Here is a 21,248-nt window from a genome sequence, read left to right as displayed (position 1 = left end):
ACGGACCGCGCGTGGCGCGGTCCCCTGGAGATACTAGACGCGGCGGCGCTTCGGCGGACGGCAGCCATTGTGCGGGATCGGCGTGACGTCGCGAATCGTCGTCAGCGTGAACCCGATGGACTGCAGCGCACGCAGCGCGGACTCGCGGCCCGAACCCGGACCGGACACGTTCACTTCCAGCGTCTTCATGCCGTGGTCCATCGCCTTGCGGCCGGCCTGCTCGGCGGCGATCTGCGCGGCGTACGGGGTCGACTTGCGCGAACCCTTGAACCCGTTGGCACCCGCGGACGACCAGGAAATCGTATTCCCCTGGGCATCCGAAATGGTGATCATCGTGTTGTTGAAGCTGGCGTTCACATGCGCGACGCCGGAAATGATATTCTTCCGTTCGCGCTTGCGGACTTTTTGCGGTTCTTTAGCCATCTCAGCCCTCAGCCTTACTTCTTCTTGCCGGCGATCGGTTTCGCCGGGCCCTTGCGGGTGCGCGCATTGGTGTGCGTGCGCTGACCGCGGACCGGCAGACCCCGGCGATGACGCAGACCACGGTAGTTACCGAGGTCCATAAGCCGCTTGATGTTGACCGCGACTTCACGGCGCAGATCGCCCTCGACCATGTAGTCACGGTCGATGGTTTCGCGGATCTGCAGAACTTCCGCATCCGTCAGGTCGTTGACACGGCGGTCCGAAGCGATGCCGACCTTTTCACAGATCTCTTTCGCTTTGGCGGGACCAATGCCGTGGATATAGCGCAGTGCGATTTCCACGCGCTTGTTCGTCGGAATATTGACGCCGGCGATGCGGGCCACGATGCTCTCCTTACCTTGGTCGCGCCAATCACGGGTCAGGCCCTTGCCCGGTTCCCACTGGTGGGAGCCGGCCGCGTGCCGCCCGTTTCGCGAAGGGCGCTATCTATAGTCTCGACCCTCGTCCCGTCAACCGGGACGACAGCCAGTTTTCAACCTTTATCCAGCACGCGGGAAATGGCGCCTGCCACTTCGTCCATCGTGCCCATTCCATTGACCTCGCGCACAATCCCCTTTTCTTCGTAGTAGGGGATGAGCGGCGCGGTCTGTGCGTTGTAGACGGCGAGCCGCGTACGGATCACCTCGGGCGTATCGTCCGGGCGATTCTCCTGCTCGGCCCGGCGCACCACGCGCTGGACCAGCTCGTCCTCATCGACGGTCAGGCGGATGACCACATCCACCTTCGCGCCCCGGCTTTGCAGAAGCCGGTCGAGCGCTTCGGCCTGGGCGACCGTGCGCGGGAAGCCGTCGAAGATCGCACCGCCCGCGGCCTCGGCCTCGGGAAGGCGCTCTTCGATCAGCGCGATGACGATCTCGTCGGAAACAAGTTCGCCGCGATCCATGATGCCCGCGACCCGCTGGCCGAGTTCCGATCCGGACGACTTGGCCGCGCGCAGCATGTCACCGGTCGAGAGCTGGACCCAGCCCCGTTCCGCCACGATACGCTTGGCTTGCGTGCCCTTGCCGCAGCCCGGAGGTCCGAACAGGACGAGGTTCATCGACGCCGTCCCCGCAGCTTGGTCTTCTTGATCAGGCCCTCATACTGGTGTGCCAGCAGGTGGGACTGGATCTGGCCGACCGTGTCGAGCGTCACCGACACCACGATCAGGATCGACGTGCCGCCGAGTGCGAACGTCACCGCCGACGCCGGGCCGCGAATGAATTCCGGCACCAGGCAGACGATGGTCAGGTAGATCGCACCGATCACGGTCAGACGCGACAGGACGTAGTCGAGATATTCCGCGGTCCGCTTGCCCGGACGGATGCCCGGCAGGAAGCCGCCATACTTGCGCAGATTGTCGGCCGTATCTTCCGGATTGAAGACGATCGACGTGTAAAAGAAGGTGAAGAAGATGATCAGCGCGGCATAGAGAATGAGGAAGGCCGGCTGACCACGGCCGAGCACCGCCGCCATCGTCTGCAGCCATTCGATATTCGTCTGCGAGGCAAAGCTCGCAATCGTCGCCGGCAGAAGCAGCAGCGAGGTCGCGAAGATCGCCGGGATCACGCCCGCCGTGTTCAGCTTCAGCGGCAGGAAGGAGGTTTCGCCCCCGACCATGCGCGAGCCCATCTGGCGCTTGGGATACTGCACGAGGATCCGGCGCTGCGAACGCTCGATGAAGACGACGAAGATGACGGTGGCGATCATCAGCGCGAGGATCAGGAAGGCCGTGCCGGCCCCGATCGCGCCCTGCTCCGCCTGCTGCAGGAGACCGAACAGCGTGCCCGGCAGCACGGTGATGATGCCGGTGAAGATGATCAGCGACACGCCATTGCCGACGCCGCGCGCAGTGATCTGCTCGCCCATCCACAGGAGGAGCATGGTGCCGCCGACGAAGGTTGTGACCGTCGTGACGACAAAGAACATTCCAGGCTCAAGCGCGATCGTCGCACCGGTCGACGGATCCGGACGGATCATCGAAAGCGCGATCGCCAGCCCCTGCGCCGCTGCCAGGAAGACCGTCAGATAGCGCGAATACTGGTTGATCTGCTTGCGGCCGGCCTCGCCGCCTTCCTTCTTCAGCTTCTCCAGCGACGGGATCGTCGCGGCCATCAGCTGCATGATGATGGACGCGGAGATGTAGGGCATCACGTTGAGCGCGAAGATCGCCATGCGCTCCACGGCACCGCCCGCGAAGATGTTCACCATCCCGAGGATGCCGTTATTGCCCCCGAGCTGGTTCTGGAAGACGGACGCGTACTGGACCGGGTCGATGCCCGGCACCGGGATGTAGGTGCCGATGCGATAGGCCACCAGGATACCCAGGGTGAACAGGATACGCTTCTGCAGCTCCTTCGCCTTGGCGAAGGATCCGAGATTGATGTTCTGCGCAAGCTGTTCAGCAGCGGATGCCATGATGTCCCCTCAGGAAGCGGCTTCGACCCAGTAACCCGGCCTTGGCCTACTCCGCGGCCTCGGTCCGCGCCGGCGCGTTGATCGTCACCGATCCGCCAGCCTTCTCGACCGCTTCGACCGCCGCCTTGGAGGCGCCCGCCACGGTGATCTGGACTTTGGTCTTCAGCTCGCCTTTCGCAAGGAGGCGCAGACCGTCATGTGCACGACGGAGAACACCGGCCTCGACCAGGGACGCCGCGTCGATCGCCTTCTTGGCGTCGATCGTCTTGGCGTCGATCGCCTTCTGGAGACGGCCGAGATTGATCTCGGCGAACTTCAGACGGTTCGGCTTGTTGAAGCCGCGCTTCGGCAGGCGCATGTGGAGCGGCATCTGACCGCCCTCGAAGCCCTTGATCGCGACGCCGGAACGGGCCTTCTGACCCTTCACGCCGCGGCCGCCAGTCTTGCCCTTGCCCGAACCGATGCCGCGTCCAACGCGCATCCGGTTCTTCGTGGCGCCCTCGTTATCGCGCAAATCATTGAGACGCATATCGTTTTCCTCCAAAGGAAGCGGACCCGGAAACCGGGTCCTATCCTTCGATCACTGTCACCATGTGGGCCACTTTGGCGATCATGCCGCGGATGGCCGGGGTGTCTTCGAGTTCTTTTTCCTTGCCGATGCGGCCGAGGCCGAGACCGGTGAGGATTTTCCGCTGGACGTCCGGGCGGCGGATGGCGCTTCCCGTCTGACGAACGCGGATCGTGGTTTTCTTCGCGGCCATGGTCCTACTGAGCCTCGATCGCTTCCGGAGCCGAAGCACCGTCATTGCGGCGGGCGACGATGTCGCCAACCTTCAGACCGCGCTTGGCGGCAACCGAACGCGGGCTGCGCTGACGCTTCAGGGCGTCAAACGTGGCCCGGATCATGTTGTACGGGTTCGACGTGCCGGTCGACTTCGCTACGACGTCCTGGACGCCGAGCGTTTCGAGAACGGCGCGCATCGGACCGCCGGCGATCACGCCCGTGCCCGGAGGGGCAGCGCGCAGGATCACCTTGCCGGCGCCGTGACGGCCCGGGGTGTCGAGGTGCAGCGTACGGCCTTCGCGCAGCGGAACGCGGATCATCGACTTCTTGGCTTCGTCGGTCGCCTTGCGGATCGCTTCCGGCACTTCGCGGGCCTTGCCCTGACCGAAGCCGACGCGGCCCTTCTGGTCACCGACGATGACGAGCGCGGCGAACTGGAAGTTCCGGCCGCCCTTCACCGTCTTCGCGACGCGGTTGATGTGGACTAGCTTGTCGACGAGTTCGTCGGCCTGCTCCTCGCGATCCCGGCCGCGATTGCGGCCGCCACGGCCGCGGTTTTCTTCATTGCGTGCCATTGGTCGCTCCCTAGAAATTCAGACCGCCCTCGCGAGCGGCATCGGCGAGCGCCTTGACGCGCCCGTGAAAGATGTAGCCGCCGCGATCGAAGACGACGTCCTTGACGCCCGCCTTCACCGCACGCTCGGCCAGACGCTTGCCGACTTCCGACGCGCCATCGATCGTCGCGCCCTTGGCGGAATTGTCCTTCTCCACGGTGGAGGCGGACGCCAGCGTCTTGCCGTCCAGATCGTCGATGATCTGGGCGTAGATGTGCTTCGAGGAACGGAAGACCGACAGACGCGGGCGACCGTTCGCGACCTTGCGGAGGCGCGAGCGGTTGCGTTGCTCGCGGCGCAGGTGCTGGTGGTGAGTGCTCTTCATGGCCCGGCCTACTTCTTCTTGCCTTCCTTGCGGCGGATGTATTCGCCCTGGTAGCGCACGCCCTTGCCCTTGTAGGGCTCCGGCGAACGGAACCGGCGGATTTCCGCGGCAACCTGACCGACTTGCTGCTTGTCGGCCCCGGTAATGATGATTTCCGTCGGTTTCGGCGTGGCGATCTGGATGCCTTGCGGCGCCTTGTAGATCACGTCGTGGCTGAAACCGAGTGCCAGCTTCAGGTCGTTGCCCTGCATGGCGGCGCGGTAACCGACGCCTTCCAGTTCGAGCGTCCGGGTAAAGCCTTCCGTCACACCGTGAACGAGGTTGGCAACGAGCGCGCGGCTCATGCCCCACATCGCACGGGAGCGCTTGGACTCGTCCTTCGGCGTGATCTGGATGCCTTCATCGCCCTTGGAGGCGCTGACATCGTCAACCAGGGTCAGACCGAGCGTGCCCTTCGGCCCCTTCACGGACAGGTCCTGTCCGTTCAGGTTGACCTCGACGCCCGACGGGATGGCAACCGGCAGTTTTCCGATACGCGACATATCCGGCTCCCGTTAGCTGATGTGGCAGAGGATCTCGCCACCGACGTTGTTCTCGCGCGCGGTCGCATCGCTCATCACACCCTTCGGCGTGGAGACGATGGCGATGCCGAGCCCGTTCGCAACAAGCGGCAGGTCCTTCACCTTGGAATACACACGGCGGCCCGGCTTGGAGACACGGCGGATTTCGCCGATCACGGACTCACCTTCGAAATACTTCAGCTCGATCTCGAACTCGCGCTTGCCGTCGGCATGCTCCACGGCGGCGTAGCCGCGGATGTAGCCTTCCGACTGAAGCACGTCGAGCACGCGGCGGCGGAGTTCCGACGCCGGCGTGGTGACCGTCCGCTTGTTGCGCATCAGCGCATTGCGGATACGGGTCAGCATATCGCCGAGAGGATCGTTCATCGACATGGCTCAATCTCTCCCGGTTACCAGCTCGACTTGACCATGCCGGGAACCATCCCGTTATTGGCCAGTTCGCGCAGCGCGATACGCGACATCTTCAGCTTGCGATAGAACGCACGCGGACGACCCGTCACCTCGCAACGGTTCCGCACCCGGTTCGGGGCGGAGTTGCGGGGCAGATCGGCCAGCTTCAGCTGGGCCGCAAAGCGTTCCTCGACCGGCCGGTCGGTATCACGCGCAATCGCCTTCAGTTCGGCACGCTTCGCCGCGTAGCGCTTGGCGAGAGCCTGGCGCTTGCGGTTACGTTCGATGGCACTTGTCTTCGCCATTTAATTCCTCCTGCGCGCGGGCCCACCACGGACCCGCCCACCTGTTGCGTTAGCTCGAAAACGGGAAATCGAGCTCGGCCAACAGGGCCTTCGCTTCTTCGTCCGTCTTCGCGGTCGTACAGACCACGATGTCCATCCCGCGAACCTTCTCGACCTTGTCGTAGTCGATCTCCGGGAAAACGATGTGCTCCTTCAGGCCCATGGCAAAGTTGCCACGGCCGTCGAAGCTCTTTGCATTCAGGCCGCGGAAGTCGCGAACGCGCGGCAGCGCGATCGTGACCAGGCGGTCCATGAATTCCCACATGCGGTCTTGCCGCAGCGTGACCTTGACGCCGATCGCCATGTCTTCGCGCAGCTTGAAGCCGGCGATGGACGTGCGGGCGATCGTCTTGATCGGCTTCTGACCCGCGATGCGCTGAAGGTCTTCGAACGCACCCTGGATCTTCTTGGAGTCCTGCGTGGCCTCACCGACACCCATATTGATGACGATCTTGGTCACCCGCGGGACTTCCATCGGGTTCTTGTAGCCGAACTTTTCCTTCATCTGGGCGACGATTTGCGCGTTGTAGCGCTCGCGCAGACGCGGCGTGTATTCCTTGACGTCAGCCATCGATGACCTCACCGGACTTCCGGGCCACCCGCACCTTCTTGCCGTCCTTCAGCGTCGTGAAACCGACGCGCGTGGGCTCACCCGACTTGGGGTCGGTCAGCGCCACGTTGGAGACGTGGATGGGGGCTTCCTTCGTTTCAATGCCGCCGGCCGACTGCTGGGTCGGACGATTGTGGCGCTTCACCATGTTCACCCCGGAGACGAGGACGCGGTTTTCCGCCGTCATCACCTTCAGGACTTCACCGGACTTGCCCTTGTCGCGGCCGGTGAGAACGACGACCTTGTCGCCCTTCTTGATCTTCGCAGCCATGACTACAGAACCTCCGGAGCCAGCGAGACGATCTTCATGTGCTTCTTGGCGCGCAGTTCACGGGGAACCGGGCCGAAGATGCGCGTGCCGACCGGCTCGCCATTGTTGTTGATCAGGACCGCCGCATTCGAATCGAAGCGGATGACCGAACCGTCCTTGCGCTTGATGTCCTTGCGGACGCGCACGACGATGGCCTTGCGGACCTCGCCCTTTTTCACGCGACCCCGGGGGATCGCTTCCTTGACGGACACGACAATCGTGTCGCCGACGTGGGCATAACGGCGCTTGGCACCGCCAAGCACTTTGATGCATTGCACGCGGCGGGCGCCGGAATTGTCGGCCACGTCCAGATTGGATTGCATCTGGATCATTGCGTTTCTCCCTTACGGAGCGTCGTCACGAAGGCCCTCAGGCTTCCGTGGCGACGACCTCCCACCGCTTGAGCTTCGACTTCGGGGGGCATTCCTGGATCTGGACCCGGTCGCCCACCTTGAAATTGTTCTTCTCGTCGTGCGCGTGATAGCGCTTGGACCGGCGCACCGTCTTGCGAAGCAGCGGGTGCAGGTAGGTCCGCTCGATGCGGACCACCACGGTCTTGTCGCCCTTGTCGCTGACCACGACGCCTTGCAGAATTCGCTTCGGCATCGCCTAGCTCCCTTTCTTCGCTTGCGCGGCGCGCTCGGTCTGGGCCGTCTTGACGCGCGCAATCGTGCGGCGCACCTGACGGATCCGCGCCGTGTTTTCCAGCTGGCCCGAGGCCCCCTGGAAGCGCAGGTTGAACTGTTCCTTCTTCAGCTTCAGGAGTTCGTCCTTCAGCTGATCGTCCGTCATTCCGCGGATATCGGCGGTATTCATCGAACTCACTCCTTACTCGCCGATCCGGGAGACGATCTTGGTCTTGACCGGCAGTTTGGCGGCGCCGAGCGAAAGCGCTTCACGCGCCACCGCATCCGGCACACCGTCGATCTCGAACATGATCCGGCCCGGCTTGACCCTGGCCACCCAGAACTCGGGCGAACCCTTGCCCTTACCCATCCGGACTTCGGTCGGCTTCTTCGAAACCGGCACATCCGGGAAGATACGGATCCACACCCGGCCAGCCCGCTTCATGTGGCGGGTGACGGCGCGGCGGGCCGCTTCGATCTGGCGGGCGGTGACGCGTTCCGGTTCCATGGCCTTGAGGCCATAGGAGCCGAAGTTCAGCGAAAAGCCACCCTTGGCCAGTCCGTGGATCCGGCCCTTGTGCTGTTTGCGGAACTTTGTGCGCTTCGGCTGCAACATAACGTGTCTCGTCCCTTACGCGGCGCGGCTGCCCGAACGGGCACGCTGCTCGCCGGATTCCTGCAGGCGGCGTTCCTGGGCCAGCGGATCGTGCTCCAGGATCTCACCCTTGTAGATCCAGACCTTGATACCGATGATGCCCATCGCCGTTTCGGCTTCGGCCGTGCCGTAGTCGATGTCGGCGCGCAGCGTGTGCAGCGGCACCGAACCTTCGCTGTACTGCTCGGTCCGCGCGATTTCCGCGCCGCCCAGACGGCCGGCACAGATGATCTTGCAGCCCTTGGCACCCATGCGCATCGCGGTCTGCATCGAACGCTTCATCGCACGGCGGAAAGCCACGCGGCGCTCGAGCTGTTGCGCGATCGACTCGGCGACCAGATTGGCGTCGATTTCCGGCTTCCGCACCTCGACGAGGTTGAGGAAGACCTCTCCGCCAACGATCTTCGAGAGCTCCTTGCGGAGCACTTCAATATCGGCGCCCTTCTTGCCGATCACCACGCCCGGACGGGCGGTGTGAACGGTCACCGTGCACTTCTTGTGCGGGCGCTCGATGATGATCTTCGAGACCGAGGCGTTCTTCAGGCGCTTCTTCAGGTGCTTGCGGATCTTCAGATCCTCATGCAGCAGGTCGGCGTATTCGCCCGTGTTCGCGTACCAGCGCGAATCCCAGGTGCGGTTGATGCCGAGCCGAAGCCCGATCGGATTAACCTTCTGACCCATCAGGCGGCCTCCTCGACTTCGCGAACCACGATGGTGAGTTCGGAGAACGGCTTCATGATCTTGGCGGCGCGGCCACGGGCGCGGGCGCGCCAGCGCTTCATCACCAGATTCTTGCCGACATAGGCCTCGGCAACGACCAGCGAGTCGATGTCGAGGTTGTGGTTGTTCTCCGCATTCGCGATCGCGGACTGCAGCACCTTGCGGACATCGCCGGCGATACGCTTGCGTGAGAATTCGAGCTCGGCCAGAGCCTTCTCGACCTTCTTGCCGCGGATCATGGCGGCGACCAGGTTCAGCTTTTGCGGGCTGATCCGGATCATCGTCAGCTTGGCACGCGCCTCGTTGTCGGCGACGCGGCGGGAATTGGCGGTCTTGCCCATCTCGCTACCTCTTCGACTTCTTGTCGGCCGCGTGACCGTAATAGGTCCGCGTCGGCGCGAATTCGCCGAGCTTGTGACCGACCATTTCTTCGGACACGAGCACGGGAATGAACTTGTTGCCGTTGTGGACCTGGAAGGTCAGACCCACGAATTGCGGCATGATCGTCGAGCGGCGCGACCAGGTCTTGATCGGCTTCTTGCGGCCTTCGGCGTGCGACGCCTCGGCCTTCTTCAGGAGGTATCCGTCTACGAACGGACCTTTCCAGACTGAACGCGGCATGTTCGCGCTCCCTACCGTTTCTTCCGCTCGTGACGCGAGCGGATGATGAATTTATCGGTCGCCTTGTTGCGGCGGGTCTTGCGGCCCTTGGTGGGCTTGCCCCACGGCGTGACCGGGTGGCGGCCACCCGAGGTACGGCCTTCGCCGCCACCGTGCGGGTGGTCGATCGGGTTCATCACCACGCCGCGAACCGAAGGACGGCGGCCAAGGTGACGATTACGACCGGCCTTGCCGAGATTCTGGTTCATGTGGTCCGGGTTGGACACCGCACCGACCGTGGCAAAGCAGTTTTCCGGGATCGCACGAAGCTCACCCGACATGAGGCGGACCTGGGCGATACCGGCGTCGCGGCCGACCAGCTGGGCATAAGAGCCCGCCGAACGCGCAATCTGGCCACCCTTTTCCGGCTTCATCTCCAGGTTATGGATGATGGTGCCGATCGGCATCGACTTCAGCATCATGGCATTGCCCGGCTTCACGTCGACGCGGTCGCCCGCAATGACTTCGTCGCCGACGGCCAGACGCTGCGGAGCCAGGATGTAGCTCTTCTCGCCATCCGCATACTCGATGAGCGCGATGAAGGCGGTGCGGTTCGGGTCGTATTCCAGGCGCAGCACCGTCGCCGCGACGTCGAGCTTGCGGCGCTTGAAGTCGATCTTGCGGTACGACTTCTTGGCACCGCCGCCCATACGGCGGGAGGTGATACGGCCCTTGTTGTTCCGGCCGCCGGTCTTGTTCAGACCTTCGGTCAGGCTCTTCTCCGGCGCGCCCTTGTGAAGGCCCGTCCTGTCGACCAGCACCAGGGCGCGGCGGCCCGGCGAGGTCGGTTTGAATGTCTTGAGCGCCATGGTCTTACAGCCCCGTGGTCACGTCGATGGAGTCGCCCTCGGCGAGGGTGATCACCGCTTTCTTCTCGTCGCTCCGGCGGCCCTTGATGCCGCGGAAGCGCTTCGTCTTGCCCTTGGTCACGAGCGTGTTGACCGCCGTCACCTTGACATTGAACAGCGCCTCGATCGCGTCCTTGATCTCGGTCTTGGTGGCCGAGAGCGGAACGTGGAAGACCACCTTCCCGTCTTCGGACAGGAGGGTCGACTTCTCGGTGATCACCGGCGCCAGGATGGCGTCGTAGTGCTTCGCCGACGCTTTCGTCTTCGTCGCCATTACGCGGCCTCCCCTGCGCCGAGACGCGCATGGATCTTCTCGACCGCGGCCTTTGTCAGAACCAGCTGGTCGTGCTTCAGGACGTCGTAGACGTTCAGGCCCTGCGCGGGCAGCACGTCGACGTGCGGAACGTTGCGGGTCGCCAGCGAGAAGTTCGCGTCGACCGCGTCACCGTCGATGATCAGCGCGTTGGTCAGGCCAAGCTTGGCGAGCGCGTCACGCGCGGCCTTGGTCTTGGCGTCCTTCATCGCCGCGTCTTCGATCACGAAGAGCGACTTCGAACCGGCCTTCGACGACAGGGCGTGCTTCAGGGCCAGCGCACGAACCTTCTTGGGAAGCTCGTGAGCGTGGCTGCGCACGCGCGGTCCGTGGGCCTTGCCGCCGCCGACGAAGATCGGGGCCGAGCGCGCACCGTGACGCGCACCGCCGCCGCCCTTCTGACGGCCGTACTTCTTCTTGGTGATGTTGATCTCACCGCGCTCCTTGGCCTTGTGCGTGCCCTGCTGGCGGCGCGCAAGCTGCCAGCGGACGGCGCGCTGGAGGAGGTCGGCCCGGATGTCGGCGATCCCGAAGATCGCGTCGTCCAGCTCGACATCACCAGCAGCCTTGGCCGCGAGCGTCTTCACTTCGACCTTCATGACTTCGATTCCTCTTCACCGGCCTCGGCCTGGACCTCGGCAGCGGCCACTTCAGCCGGAGCTTCGGCGTCCGCCGGGGCTTCGGTTTCCGGGGCGGCTTCCTTCGCCGGCGCATTCTTCTCGTCGAGCGTGCGGAACTTGCCCGGCAGCGGCAGATCATCCGCCTTCACACCCTTGACCGCGTCGCGCACTTCAACCCAGCCGCCGTTCGGGCCCGGGACCGCTCCGCGAACCAGGATCACGCCGCGCTCGACATCAACGCGCACGATTTCGAGGTTCTGCGTGGTCACGCGCTCGACACCGTAGTGACCGGCCATCTTCTTGCCCTTGAACACCTTGCCGGGGTCCTGGCACTGACCGATGGAGCCGTGCGAGCGGTGCGAGACCGACACGCCGTGCGAGGCCCGCAGACCGCCGAAATTCCAGCGCTTCATGGCGCCGGTGAAACCGCGTCCGATCGACTTCGCGGCGACGTCCACCTTCTGGCCCGGAACAAAGTGGTCCGCGGTCAGCTCGGCGCCGGCCGGGATCAGATTGTCTTCCGAGACGCGGAACTCGACCAGCTTCTTGCGCGGGGCGACCTGCGCCTTCGCGAAGTGGCCGCGCATCGCCTTGGAGGTGCGCTTCGCCTTGGCCGCGCCGGCGCCCAGTTGCAGCGCGACATAACCGTCGACGTCCTGCGTACGCTGAGCGACGACCTGACAGCCGTCCATGTGGAGCACGGTCACCGGAACGTGGGCGCCGTCTTCGGCGAACACGCGGGTCATGCCCATCTTCTTTGCAATAATGCCAGTGCGCATGGCTCTACGCTCCCAGCTTGATCTCGACGTCCACACCAGCGGACAGGTCGAGCTTCATCAGCGCGTCAACCGTCTGCGGGGTGGGGTCCACGATATCCAGCATCCGCTTGTGAGTGCGGATTTCGAATTGCTCACGCGACTTCTTGTCGACGTGCGGCGACCGGTTCACCGTGAAGCGCTCGATGCGCGTCGGCAGCGGAATCGGGCCGCGCACGGTCGCACCGGTACGCTTCGCCGTTGAAACGATCTCGCGCGTCGAATTATCGAGGACGCGATGATCAAATGCCTTCAGGCGGATGCGAATGCTCTGTTCCATAGTCCGATCCCGGTCTTTCCTCAGATGCGAAAGGGCGGCGCCAATTTTAAGGCCGGCGCCGCCCCTCGCCTGATCTTGTCCGCCTAGTCGATGATTTTCGCGACGACGCCGGCGCCGACGGTGCGGCCGCCTTCACGGATGGCGAAGCGCAGGCCCTGGTCCATGGCGATCGGGGTGATCAGCTCGACATGGATTTCCACATTGTCGCCCGGCATCACCATCTCGGTGCCCTCTTTCAGGGACACCACACCCGTCACGTCCGTCGTGCGGAAGTAGAACTGCGGGCGGTAGTTGGTGAAGAACGGCGTGTGACGGCCACCCTCTTCCTTCGTCAGGATGTAGGCTTCCGCCTCGAACTTCGCGTGCGGCTTGATCGAGCCCGGCTTGGCCAGAACCTGGCCGCGCTCGACGCCCGTACGGTCGATGCCGCGCAGGAGAACGCCGACATTGTCGCCCGCCTGGCCCTGGTCGAGCAGCTTGCGGAACATCTCAACGCCCGTGCAGGTCGTCTTCACGGTGTCGCGGATGCCGACGATCTCGATTTCCTCGCCGACCTTCACGATGCCGCGTTCCACACGGCCCGTCACAACGGTGCCGCGGCCCGAGATCGAGAACACATCCTCGATCGGCATCAGGAAGGGCTGGTCGATCGGACGTTCCGGCGTCGGGATGTACTCGTCCACCGCCGCCATCAGTTCCTTGATCTTCTCTTCGCCGATCTCCGGGTTGTTGCCCTCGAGCGCGGCCAGAGCCGAACCCGCGATGATCGGAATGTCGTCGCCCGGGAAGTCGTAGGACGACAGAAGTTCGCGGACTTCCATCTCCACCAGCTCGAGAAGCTCGGGATCGTCCACCTGGTCGACCTTGTTCAGGAACACAACCAGCGCCGGAACGCCGACCTGGCGCGCCAGAAGGATGTGCTCGCGCGTCTGCGGCATCGGGCCGTCAGCCGCCGACACAACCAGGATCGCGCCGTCCATCTGCGCCGCACCCGTGATCATGTTCTTCACATAGTCGGCGTGACCGGGGCAGTCGACGTGCGCATAGTGACGGTTCTCCGTCTCGTATTCGACGTGCGCCGTCGAGATCGTGATGCCGCGCGCCTTCTCTTCCGGCGCCGCGTCAATCTGGTCGTAAGCCCGGAACTCGCCGAACTGCTTCGTGATCGCAGCCGTCAGCGTCGTCTTGCCGTGGTCAACGTGACCAATCGTACCGACGTTCGCGTGCGGCTTAGTGCGCTCAAACTTCTCCTTGCCCATCTCTCGATCTCCAGGCTGGTGTTTGTCCTAGGGCGATGATCGCTTACGCGATCTTCGCGATAACTTCCTGAGCCACGGCGCTCGGCACCGGCTCGTAGTGGTCGAACTGCATCGTGAACTGGGCGCGGCCCTGCGTAGAGGAGCGCAGCGCGTTCACGTAACCGAACATGTTGGCCAGCGGCACCATCGCATTCACGACGGTGGCAACGCCCCGCATCTCCTGGCCCTGGATCTGGCCACGGCGGGAGTTCAGGTCGCCGATGACCGAACCGGTGTACTCGTCCGGGGTCACAACCTCGACCTTCATGATCGGCTCGAGCAGCTTCACGTCGGCCTTGCCCTTCACTTCACGGAAGGCCGCGCGGGCAGCGATTTCGAACGCCAGCACGCTGGAGTCGACGTCGTGGTACTTGCCGTCGATCAGCGTCGCCTTGAAGTCGATCACCGGGAAGCCGGCAATGAGGCCGGAGTCCATGACCGACCGGATGCCCTTTTCGACGCCCGGAATGTATTCCTTCGGCACGTTGCCGCCGACGATCTTGGATTCGAACACGAAGCCCGAACCCGGCTCCAGCGGTTCGAAGATCATCTTCACTTCGGCGAACTGGCCCGAACCACCCGACTGCTTCTTGTGGGTGTAGGTGAGTTCCGCCGTGCGGCCGAGCGTCTCGCGGTAAGCCACCTGCGGCTGACCGATATTCGCCTCGACCTTGAATTCTCGCTTCAGGCGGTCGACGAGGATGTCGAGGTGAAGCTCGCCCATGCCCGCCATGATCGTCTGACCGGATTCTTCGTCGGTCTTCACGCGGAACGACGGGTCTTCGGCCGCCAGCTTGTTGAGGCCGATGCCGAGCTTTTCCTGGTCGGCCTTCGACTTCGGCTCGACGGCGATCTCGATCACCGGATCCGGGAATTCCATACGCTCCAGGATGACCGGCTTCATCGGGTCGCAAAGCGTGTCGCCCGTCGTGGTATCCTTCAGGCCCGCGATCGCGACAATGTCGCCCGCATAGGCTTCCTTGATGTCTTCACGCGAGTTGGCGTGCATCTGCAGCATGCGGCCGATGCGCTCCTTCTTCTCCTTCACGGTGTTCAGGAGGGAGATGCCGGTCTCGAGCTTGCCCGAATAGATGCGGCAGAAGGTCAGCGTGCCGACGAACGGGTCGTTCATGATCTTGAACGCCAGCATCGACAGCGGCTCGTCATCGCTCGACTTGCGGGTCGTGGCTTCTTCCGTCTTCGGATCGATGCCCTTGATCGGCGGGACTTCGACCGGGCTCGGCAGATAGTCGACAACGGCGTCGAGCAGCGGCTGAACACCCTTGTTCTTGAACGCCGAACCACACAGCACCGGGTGGAAGTCCAGATTGATCGTGCCCTTGCGGATCAGACGGATCATCGTCGCCTCGTCCGGCTCGTTGCCTTCGAGGAACTGCTCCATCACGTCATCGTCCTGCTCGACGATGATCTCGATCATTTCTTCGCGCGCGACCTGCGCAGCGTCCAGCAGGTCTGCCGGGATATCCTCGACCGTGTACTTCGCGCCGAGGGATTCGTCGTCCCACACAATGGCGCGCATGCGCAGCAGGTCGATCACGCCGCGCAGTTCGTTTTCCGAACCGATCGGCAGCTGAACGACGAGCGGCACGCAGCCCAGACGGTCCTTCATCATCTGGACGCAGCGGTCGAAATCGGCGCCGATCTTGTCCATCTTGTTGACGAAGAACATCCGCGGGACTTTGTACTTCTCGGCCTGGCGCCACACGGTTTCGGTCTGCGGCTCGACGCCGGCATTGGCGTCCAGCAGCGCAACCGCGCCGTCGAGCACGCGCAGCGAACGCTCGACTTCGATCGTGAAGTCGACGTGTCCGGGCGTGTCGATGATGTTCAGGCGCTTTTCTTTCCAGAAAGCGGTCGTCGCGGCAGACGTGATCGTGATGCCGCGCTCCTGCTCCTGCTCCATCCAGTCCATGGTGGCTGCGCCGTCATGGACTTCGCCGATCTTGTGGCTCTTACCGGTGTAGAACAGGACGCGCTCGGTCGTCGTCGTCTTGCCGGCATCGATGTGGGCCATGATGCCGAAGTTCCGGTAGTCCTCGATTTTGTGCGTGCGGGCCATGACGGTCAGTCCTTGGGGAGGATTTCTTGGGTTACCAGCGGTAGTGCGAGAAGGCGCGGTTGGCTTCGGCCATGCGGTGCGTGTCTTCACGCTTCTTCACAGCCGTGCCGCGGTTGGACGAAGCGTCCAGCAGTTCCGCGGCGAGACGCTCGCGCATCGTGTTTTCGTTGCGGGCGCGCGCAGCGGCGACCAGCCAGCGGATGGCCAGGGCCTTCTTGCGCTCGGCACGCACTTCGACGGGGACCTGATAGGTCGCACCGCCGACGCGGCGGGAACGAACCTCGACTTCCGGCGCGACATTGTCGAGCGCGTCGTGGAAGATGCGGACCGGCTCGCGCTTGGCCTTCTCCTCGACGAGGTCGAGCGCCCCGTAGACGATGGATTCGGCGGCGGATTTCTTGCCGTCATACATCAGGTAATTCATGAACTTCGTGAGATCGAGATCGCCATACTTGGCGTCCGGCAGGATCTCGCGTTTTTCGGCGCGGTGGCGACGGGACATAAGAGCCTCTCCTTACTTCGGACGCTTCGCGCCGTACTTCGAACGGCGCTGACGGCGATCCTTGACGCCCTGGGTATCCAGGACACCGCGCAGGATGTGATAACGAACGCCCGGAAGGTCCTTCACACGGCCGCCGCGGATAAGCACGACAGAGTGTTCCTGAAGGTTGTGGCCTTCACCGGGGATGTAGCTCACCACTTCGTACTGGTTCGTCAGGCGAACCTTCGCGACTTTACGAAGCGCCGAGTTCGGCTTCTTCGGCGTGGTGGTATAAACGCGCGTGCACACACCGCGGCGCTGCGGACAGGCCTGCAGGGCCGGCACCTTGTTGCGCTTCGGCTTGTCTTTCCGCGGCTTGCGGATGAGCTGGTTGATTGTCGGCATTACCGCCCTAACCCGTTCGTTGTTTGTGACGCCCCACGCACCATTACGGTCGCGAGACGCGAAATGACCGGCGCGCGAGAAGATCGCTTCCCCGCCCGCCGAGACACCATCGATGTTCAGTGTTTCCGGACGACGTATAACCACGTGTGGTTACGGCTCATCCCCGAAAAACAGGCGCGGAACCTAGTCTCGGACCCTGAACCAGTCAAGCGCCCGTAATAGTTTTTTCATGCGCCTTCTGCGGTCGGGCCCGGACCCCTGCCCGCACCTCGTGGAAGCGCATTGCACAAGGCAATCCACCTCCGGCCAGGACAGGAAAAAGGCCGCCGGCGAACCGGCGGCCCTGTCCTTCACTCAGACCCGGTATGCAGGGATCAGCTCTCGCTGCTCCCCGAATCCGATTCCGCGGCTTCCGCTTCGGCGGCTTCGGCGATCTCGGCGGGAAGTGCTTCCTCGCCGGTTTCGACCTCGGCCTGCCGTTCGGCCAGCATGACATTGTCGCGCTCGGTCGCGACCGACTGGTAGGAGCGCATCTGACCGCCCGTACCCGCCGGGATGAGACGACCGACGATGACGTTCTCCTTCAGGCCTTCGAGCATATCCACCTTGCCCTGGACAGCGGCCTCGGTGAGGACGCGGGTCGTCTCCTGGAAGGAGGCTGCCGAGATGAAGGAACGCGTCTGCAGCGATGCCTTCGTGATGCCGAGCAGCACAGGCTTGCCGGTCGCGGGCTTCTTGCCCTTCTCGGCTTCCAGCTTCTCGTTCATTTCGAGGAAGTCGAGCTTCTCGACCTGCTCGCCGGCCAGCCAGCCGGAGTCGCCCGGATCGGTGATCTCCATCTTCTGCAGCATCTGGCGCACGATCACTTCGATATGCTTGTCGTTGATCGGCACGCCCTGCAGCCGGTAGACCTCCTGGATCTCGGCCACGAGATAGTCGGCCAGCGCCTCGACACCCAGGATGGACAGGATGTCGTGCGGCGCGGGGTGACCGTCCAGAAGGTACTCGCCCTTCTGGATGATGTCGCCCTCCTGGACCGTCAGGTGCTTGCCCTTGGGCACCAGGTAATCGGCGCGAACTTCCGCATCCTCTTCCGACACGATGGCGATACGGCGCTTGTTCTTGTAGTCGCGGCCGAACTCGACCCGGCCGGTGATCTCCGCGATCACCGCGTGGTCCTTCGGACGGCGCGCTTCGAACAATTCCGCCACCCGCGGCAGGCCGCCGGTGATGTCGCGCGTCTTCGCGCCTTCGGTCGGGATACGGGAGATGATGTCGCCGGGGCGGACTTCATCGCCATCCTGAACCGAGAGAATGGCGCCCACCGCCAGCATGTAGCTGGCCGTCGACCCGTTCTGGAACTTGACCGGTTCGCCCTTCTCGTCCTCGACGACGACCATCGGCTGCAGGCTGGCGCCCTTCGGCGCGCTGCGCCAGTCGATGATCACCTTTGAGGCGATACCCGTGGCTTCGTCGGTCTCCTCCTTCACGGACACGCCGTCGATCACGTCGACAAAGCGGACCTTGCCGCCGGCCTCGGTGACGATCGGGGTCGTGTACGGGTCCCATTCCGCGAGACGCGTACCGCGCTTCGTGGTCTTGCCCTCATCGAGGAGCAGGCGGGCACCGTAAGGCAGCTTGTAGGATTCGAGCGAACGCCCGTCCTTGTCGACCACCTGAACCTGCATGTTGCGCGCCATGACGATGAAGACGCCGTCGGCATTCTTCACGGTCGAGCGGTTCACCAGGGCAATCTTGCCCTCGTGCGTGGCTTCCACGAAGGACTGTTCGGACACCTGCGCGGTACCGCCGATGTGGAAGGTCCGCATCGTCAGCTGCGTGCCCGGCTCACCGATCGATTGCGCCGCGATGACGCCGACCGCTTCGCCGTTGTTCACCTTCGTGCCACGGGCCAGGTCGCGGCCGTAACACGTGGCGCACACGCCGACGCGGGTTTCGCAGGTCAGCGGCGAACGCACCTTCACCGCGCGCACGCCGGCCGCTTCGATGGCGGCGATCATGTCCTCGTCGAGATAGGTGCCGGCTTCACAGACCACCTCGCCTTCCGGCGACTTGACCTGTTCCGCCGCGGAACGGCCGAGAATGCGCTGGCCGAGTGACACCACGACCTCACCACCGTCCACGACGGCCGTCAGGTTGATGCCGTCCGACGTGCCGCAATCGGGCTCGGAAACGATGCAGTCCTGCGCCACGTCCACGAGACGGCGGGTCAGGTAACCCGAGTTCGCGGTCTTCAGTGCGGTGTCGGCCAGGCCCTTACGGGCACCGTGGGTCGAGTTGAAGTACTCGAGAACGGTCAGGCCTTCCTTGAAGTTCGAGATGATCGGCGTCTCGATGATCTCGCCCGACGGCTTGGCCATGAGACCGCGCATGCCGGCGAGCTGCTTCATCTGGTTCTTCGAACCCCGTGCGCCGGAGTGAGCCATCATGTAGATGGAGTTCACCTCCGTGCGGCCTTCGCCGAGGGCATAAGGCTTGGAGACCTCTTCCATCATGGCGTCGGCGACGCGGTCGGTGCACTTCGCCCAGGCGTCGACCACCTTGTTGTACTTCTCGCCCTTCGTGATCAGGCCGTCGACATACTGCTGCTCGTATTCGGCGACGAGCTTGCGGGTGTCGTTGACCAGATCCGCCTTGGCTTCCGGGATGACCATGTCGTCCTTGCCGAAGGAGATGCCGGCCTTCGCGGCTTCCTTGAAGCCGAGCGCCATCATCCGGTCGGCGAAGATGACCGTCGCCTTCTGGCCGCAGTGCCGGTAGACCTCGTCGATCAGGAAGCCGATCTGCTTCTTGGTCATCAGCTCGTTGGCGATCTGCCACGGAAGCTTCGGGTGCTTCGGCAAGAGACTGATGATTTTCGCACGGCCAGGCGTGGTCTCGATCCGCGTGCGCAGCGGCTCACCGTCTTCGTCGACGGTCTCGTAGCGCATGTGGATTTTCGAATGCAGCGAGATGGCCCCAGAGTCGAGGGCGGCTTCCAGCTCGCCCATCGTCGCAACCGACGTGCCCTCACCGGGCTCGTTTTCCTTGTCGACCGACAGGTAGTAGAGGCCGAGCACGATATCCTGCGACGGCACGATGATCGGCTTGCCGTTGGCCGGCGACAGGATGTTGTTGGTCGACATCATCAGGACGCGCGCTTCCAGCTGCGCTTCCAGCGACAGCGGGACGTGCACGGCCATCTGGTCGCCGTCGAAGTCGGCGTTGAACGCGGCGCAGACCAGCGGGTGCAGCTGGATGGCCTTGCCCTCGATCAGCTTCGGTTCGAAGGCCTGGATGCCGAGACGGTGCAGCGTCGGCGCACGGTTCAGGAGAACCGGGTGCTCGCGGATCACCTCGTCGAGAATGTCCCAGACTTCCGGGCGCTCTTTCTCGACCATCTTCTTGGACTGCTTGACCGTACCGGACAGGCCCTTGGCGTCGAGACGTGCGTAGATGAAGGGCTTGAACAGTTCGAGCGCCATCTTCTTCGGCAGGCCGCACTCGTGCAGCTTCAGTTCCGGGCCGACGACGATCACGGAACGGCCGGAATAGTCGACGCGCTTGCCGAGCAGGTTCTGACGGAAGCGGCCCTGCTTGCCTTTCAGCATGTCGGCGAGCGACTTCAGTGGACGCTTGTTGGCACCCGTGATGACGCGGCCGCGGCGGCCGTTGTCGAACAGGGCGTCGACGGCCTCCTGCAGCATCCGCTTTTCGTTGCGGATGATGATGTCCGGCGCGCGAAGCTCGATCAGGCGCTTCAGGCGGTTGTTCCGGTTGATCACACGGCGGTACAGGTCGTTGAGGTCCGACGTCGCGAAGCGGCCGCCATCGAGCGGCACCAGCGGACGCAGTTCCGGCGGAATGACCGGCACGACGGTCAGGATCATCCACTCCGGGCGGTTGCCCGAGGCGAGCAGCGATTCCAGCGTCTTCAGGCGCTTGGCATACTTCTTCAGCTTCAGTTCCGAAGCGGTCTCGGTGATGTCGGTGCGGATCTGCTCGATCACCGCCTCGACGTCCATCGCCATCAGGACGTCACGGATGCATTCCGCGCCGATGCCGGCGGTAAAGGCGTCCTCGCCGTATTCGTCCTGGGCTTCGAGGTACTCTTCCTCGGTCAGCAGCTGGAAGGGCTGCAGCGGGGTCAGGCCCGGCTCGGTGACGAGATACATCTCGAAATAGAGCACGCGCTCGACGTCCTTCAGCGCCATGTCGAGCACCATCGCGATGCGGCTCGGCAGCGACTTCAGGAACCAGATGTGGGCGACCGGGGCGGCCAGTTCGATGTGGCCCATACGCTCGCGGCGGACGCGCGCGAGGGTGACTTCCACGCCGCACTTCTCGCAGACGATGCCCTTGTACTTGATGCGCTTGTACTTGCCGCACAGGCACTCATAGTCCTTCACCGGACCGAAGATCCGGGCGCAGAACAGGCCGTCACGTTCGGGCTTGAACGTGCGGTAGTTGATGGTCTCGGGCTTCTTCACTTCGCCGAACGACCAGGAGAGGATTTTCTCCGGGCTGGCCAGCGAGATCCGGATCCGGTCGAAGGTCGGGCCTTCGGCCGCCGGATTGAAGATGTTCATGACCTCTTGGTTCATTACCG

The 21,248-nt window shown here is 63.7% G+C and carries 30 protein-coding genes; all 30 read right to left on the bottom strand.

The window, feature by feature from the left end; translation table 11 throughout:
* Positions 1–33: 33 nt before the first annotated feature.
* On the bottom strand, positions 34–423 hold the full coding sequence (rpsK, locus tag L5876_RS06585) for a 30S ribosomal protein S11 (RefSeq protein WP_039717949.1): 390 nt from the start codon (positions 421–423) through the stop codon (positions 34–36).
* 14 nt (positions 424–437) lie between these two features.
* Positions 438–806 carry a 30S ribosomal protein S13 gene (gene rpsM / locus L5876_RS06580; protein ID WP_039717948.1) on the bottom strand — a complete coding sequence of 123 codons (369 nt, stop codon included), beginning with the start codon at positions 804–806 and terminating at the stop codon, positions 438–440.
* A gap of 149 nt (positions 807–955) precedes the next feature.
* A complete protein-coding gene (locus L5876_RS06575) occupies positions 956–1,522 on the bottom strand; it encodes an adenylate kinase (protein WP_236955337.1) in 567 nt (188 codons plus the stop codon).
* On the bottom strand, positions 1,519–2,880 hold the full coding sequence (gene secY / locus L5876_RS06570) for a preprotein translocase subunit SecY (protein ID WP_039717946.1): 1,362 nt from the start codon (positions 2,878–2,880) through the stop codon (positions 1,519–1,521). Before secY ends, L5876_RS06575 begins: the two co-directional genes overlap by 4 nt.
* Positions 2,881–2,926: 46 nt before the next feature.
* The gene (gene rplO, locus L5876_RS06565; protein ID WP_039717945.1) at positions 2,927–3,409 is read right to left on the bottom strand and encodes a 50S ribosomal protein L15; all 483 of its coding nucleotides are present in this window, start codon (positions 3,407–3,409) and stop codon (positions 2,927–2,929) included.
* Positions 3,410–3,449: 40 nt separating this feature from the next.
* Entirely contained in the window at positions 3,450–3,641 is a 192-nt protein-coding gene (gene rpmD / locus L5876_RS06560; RefSeq protein WP_039717944.1) for a 50S ribosomal protein L30, read from the bottom strand.
* Between the two features lie 4 nt (positions 3,642–3,645).
* Complete coding sequence (gene rpsE / locus L5876_RS06555; RefSeq protein ID WP_236955336.1) at positions 3,646–4,239, bottom strand: 30S ribosomal protein S5; 594 nt, start codon at positions 4,237–4,239, stop codon at positions 3,646–3,648.
* A 10-nt stretch (positions 4,240–4,249) separates the two neighbouring features.
* Positions 4,250–4,603 carry a 50S ribosomal protein L18 gene (rplR, locus tag L5876_RS06550; RefSeq protein WP_039717942.1) on the bottom strand — a complete coding sequence of 118 codons (354 nt, stop codon included), beginning with the start codon at positions 4,601–4,603 and terminating at the stop codon, positions 4,250–4,252.
* An 8-nt stretch (positions 4,604–4,611) separates the two neighbouring features.
* The gene (gene rplF, locus L5876_RS06545; protein WP_236955334.1) at positions 4,612–5,145 is read right to left on the bottom strand and encodes a 50S ribosomal protein L6; all 534 of its coding nucleotides are present in this window, start codon (positions 5,143–5,145) and stop codon (positions 4,612–4,614) included.
* Positions 5,146–5,157: 12 nt separating this feature from the next.
* Positions 5,158–5,556: a 30S ribosomal protein S8 gene (gene rpsH, locus L5876_RS06540; RefSeq protein WP_039717940.1), complete on the bottom strand. Its 399-nt coding sequence runs from the start codon at positions 5,554–5,556 to the stop codon at positions 5,158–5,160.
* 17 nt (positions 5,557–5,573) lie between these two features.
* Positions 5,574–5,879 (bottom strand): 30S ribosomal protein S14, encoded by a 306-nt coding sequence (rpsN, locus tag L5876_RS06535; protein WP_236955332.1) that lies wholly within the window; start codon positions 5,877–5,879, stop codon positions 5,574–5,576.
* Between the two features lie 49 nt (positions 5,880–5,928).
* Complete coding sequence (gene rplE, locus L5876_RS06530) at positions 5,929–6,489, bottom strand: 50S ribosomal protein L5 (protein ID WP_236955331.1); 561 nt, start codon at positions 6,487–6,489, stop codon at positions 5,929–5,931.
* Positions 6,482–6,799: a 50S ribosomal protein L24 gene (gene rplX / locus L5876_RS06525; protein WP_039717937.1), complete on the bottom strand. Its 318-nt coding sequence runs from the start codon at positions 6,797–6,799 to the stop codon at positions 6,482–6,484. The genes rplE and rplX overlap by 8 nt, the downstream gene beginning before the upstream one ends.
* 2 nt (positions 6,800–6,801) lie before the next feature.
* Entirely contained in the window at positions 6,802–7,170 is a 369-nt protein-coding gene (gene rplN, locus L5876_RS06520) for a 50S ribosomal protein L14 (protein ID WP_039717936.1), read from the bottom strand.
* Positions 7,171–7,207: 37 nt separating this feature from the next.
* Positions 7,208–7,444: a 30S ribosomal protein S17 gene (rpsQ, locus tag L5876_RS06515; RefSeq protein ID WP_236955330.1), complete on the bottom strand. Its 237-nt coding sequence runs from the start codon at positions 7,442–7,444 to the stop codon at positions 7,208–7,210.
* 3 nt (positions 7,445–7,447) lie between these two features.
* Positions 7,448–7,654: a 50S ribosomal protein L29 gene (rpmC, locus tag L5876_RS06510; protein ID WP_039717934.1), complete on the bottom strand. Its 207-nt coding sequence runs from the start codon at positions 7,652–7,654 to the stop codon at positions 7,448–7,450.
* A gap of 12 nt (positions 7,655–7,666) precedes the next feature.
* Entirely contained in the window at positions 7,667–8,080 is a 414-nt protein-coding gene (rplP, locus tag L5876_RS06505; protein WP_236955329.1) for a 50S ribosomal protein L16, read from the bottom strand.
* 15 nt (positions 8,081–8,095) lie between these two features.
* Positions 8,096–8,800, bottom strand: a complete 705-nt coding sequence (gene rpsC, locus L5876_RS06500; RefSeq protein WP_236955328.1) for a 30S ribosomal protein S3 — start codon at positions 8,798–8,800, stop codon at positions 8,096–8,098.
* Positions 8,800–9,180 (bottom strand): 50S ribosomal protein L22, encoded by a 381-nt coding sequence (gene rplV / locus L5876_RS06495; protein ID WP_236955327.1) that lies wholly within the window; start codon positions 9,178–9,180, stop codon positions 8,800–8,802. Before rplV ends, rpsC begins: the two co-directional genes overlap by 1 nt.
* 4 nt (positions 9,181–9,184) lie before the next feature.
* Positions 9,185–9,460: a 30S ribosomal protein S19 gene (rpsS, locus tag L5876_RS06490; protein ID WP_039717930.1), complete on the bottom strand. Its 276-nt coding sequence runs from the start codon at positions 9,458–9,460 to the stop codon at positions 9,185–9,187.
* Between the two features lie 11 nt (positions 9,461–9,471).
* Positions 9,472–10,308, bottom strand: coding sequence for a 50S ribosomal protein L2 (rplB, locus tag L5876_RS06485; RefSeq protein WP_236955326.1), 837 nt, complete (start codon positions 10,306–10,308; stop codon positions 9,472–9,474).
* Positions 10,309–10,312: 4 nt separating this feature from the next.
* Complete coding sequence (locus L5876_RS06480) at positions 10,313–10,621, bottom strand: 50S ribosomal protein L23 (RefSeq protein WP_236955324.1); 309 nt, start codon at positions 10,619–10,621, stop codon at positions 10,313–10,315.
* Positions 10,621–11,259, bottom strand: a complete 639-nt coding sequence (rplD, locus tag L5876_RS06475; protein ID WP_039717927.1) for a 50S ribosomal protein L4 — start codon at positions 11,257–11,259, stop codon at positions 10,621–10,623. Before rplD ends, L5876_RS06480 begins: the two co-directional genes overlap by 1 nt.
* A complete protein-coding gene (rplC, locus tag L5876_RS06470; RefSeq protein WP_369281013.1) occupies positions 11,256–12,059 on the bottom strand; it encodes a 50S ribosomal protein L3 in 804 nt (267 codons plus the stop codon). Before rplC ends, rplD begins: the two co-directional genes overlap by 4 nt.
* A 4-nt stretch (positions 12,060–12,063) precedes the next feature.
* Entirely contained in the window at positions 12,064–12,375 is a 312-nt protein-coding gene (gene rpsJ / locus L5876_RS06465) for a 30S ribosomal protein S10 (protein ID WP_039717925.1), read from the bottom strand.
* 83 nt (positions 12,376–12,458) lie between these two features.
* Positions 12,459–13,634: an elongation factor Tu gene (tuf, locus tag L5876_RS06460; protein ID WP_236955315.1), complete on the bottom strand. Its 1,176-nt coding sequence runs from the start codon at positions 13,632–13,634 to the stop codon at positions 12,459–12,461.
* A 43-nt stretch (positions 13,635–13,677) separates the two neighbouring features.
* Positions 13,678–15,753 (bottom strand): elongation factor G, encoded by a 2,076-nt coding sequence (gene fusA, locus L5876_RS06455; protein WP_236955322.1) that lies wholly within the window; start codon positions 15,751–15,753, stop codon positions 13,678–13,680.
* Positions 15,754–15,784: 31 nt separating this feature from the next.
* Positions 15,785–16,255 carry a 30S ribosomal protein S7 gene (gene rpsG / locus L5876_RS06450; protein WP_039717922.1) on the bottom strand — a complete coding sequence of 157 codons (471 nt, stop codon included), beginning with the start codon at positions 16,253–16,255 and terminating at the stop codon, positions 15,785–15,787.
* Between the two features lie 12 nt (positions 16,256–16,267).
* Entirely contained in the window at positions 16,268–16,639 is a 372-nt protein-coding gene (gene rpsL / locus L5876_RS06445; protein ID WP_039717921.1) for a 30S ribosomal protein S12, read from the bottom strand.
* Between the two features lie 374 nt (positions 16,640–17,013).
* Positions 17,014–21,243 (bottom strand): DNA-directed RNA polymerase subunit beta', encoded by a 4,230-nt coding sequence (gene rpoC, locus L5876_RS06440; protein WP_236955321.1) that lies wholly within the window; start codon positions 21,241–21,243, stop codon positions 17,014–17,016.
* Positions 21,244–21,248 lie beyond the last annotated feature (5 nt).

The sequence above is a fragment of the Hyphobacterium sp. SN044 genome (assembly GCF_021864465.1).
In the GTDB taxonomy this organism is placed as follows: Bacteria; Pseudomonadota; Alphaproteobacteria; order Caulobacterales; family Maricaulaceae; genus Hyphobacterium.
The sequence above is the reverse complement of the archived record's forward strand: the minus strand, read 5'-3'. Positions and strand labels throughout refer to the sequence as shown.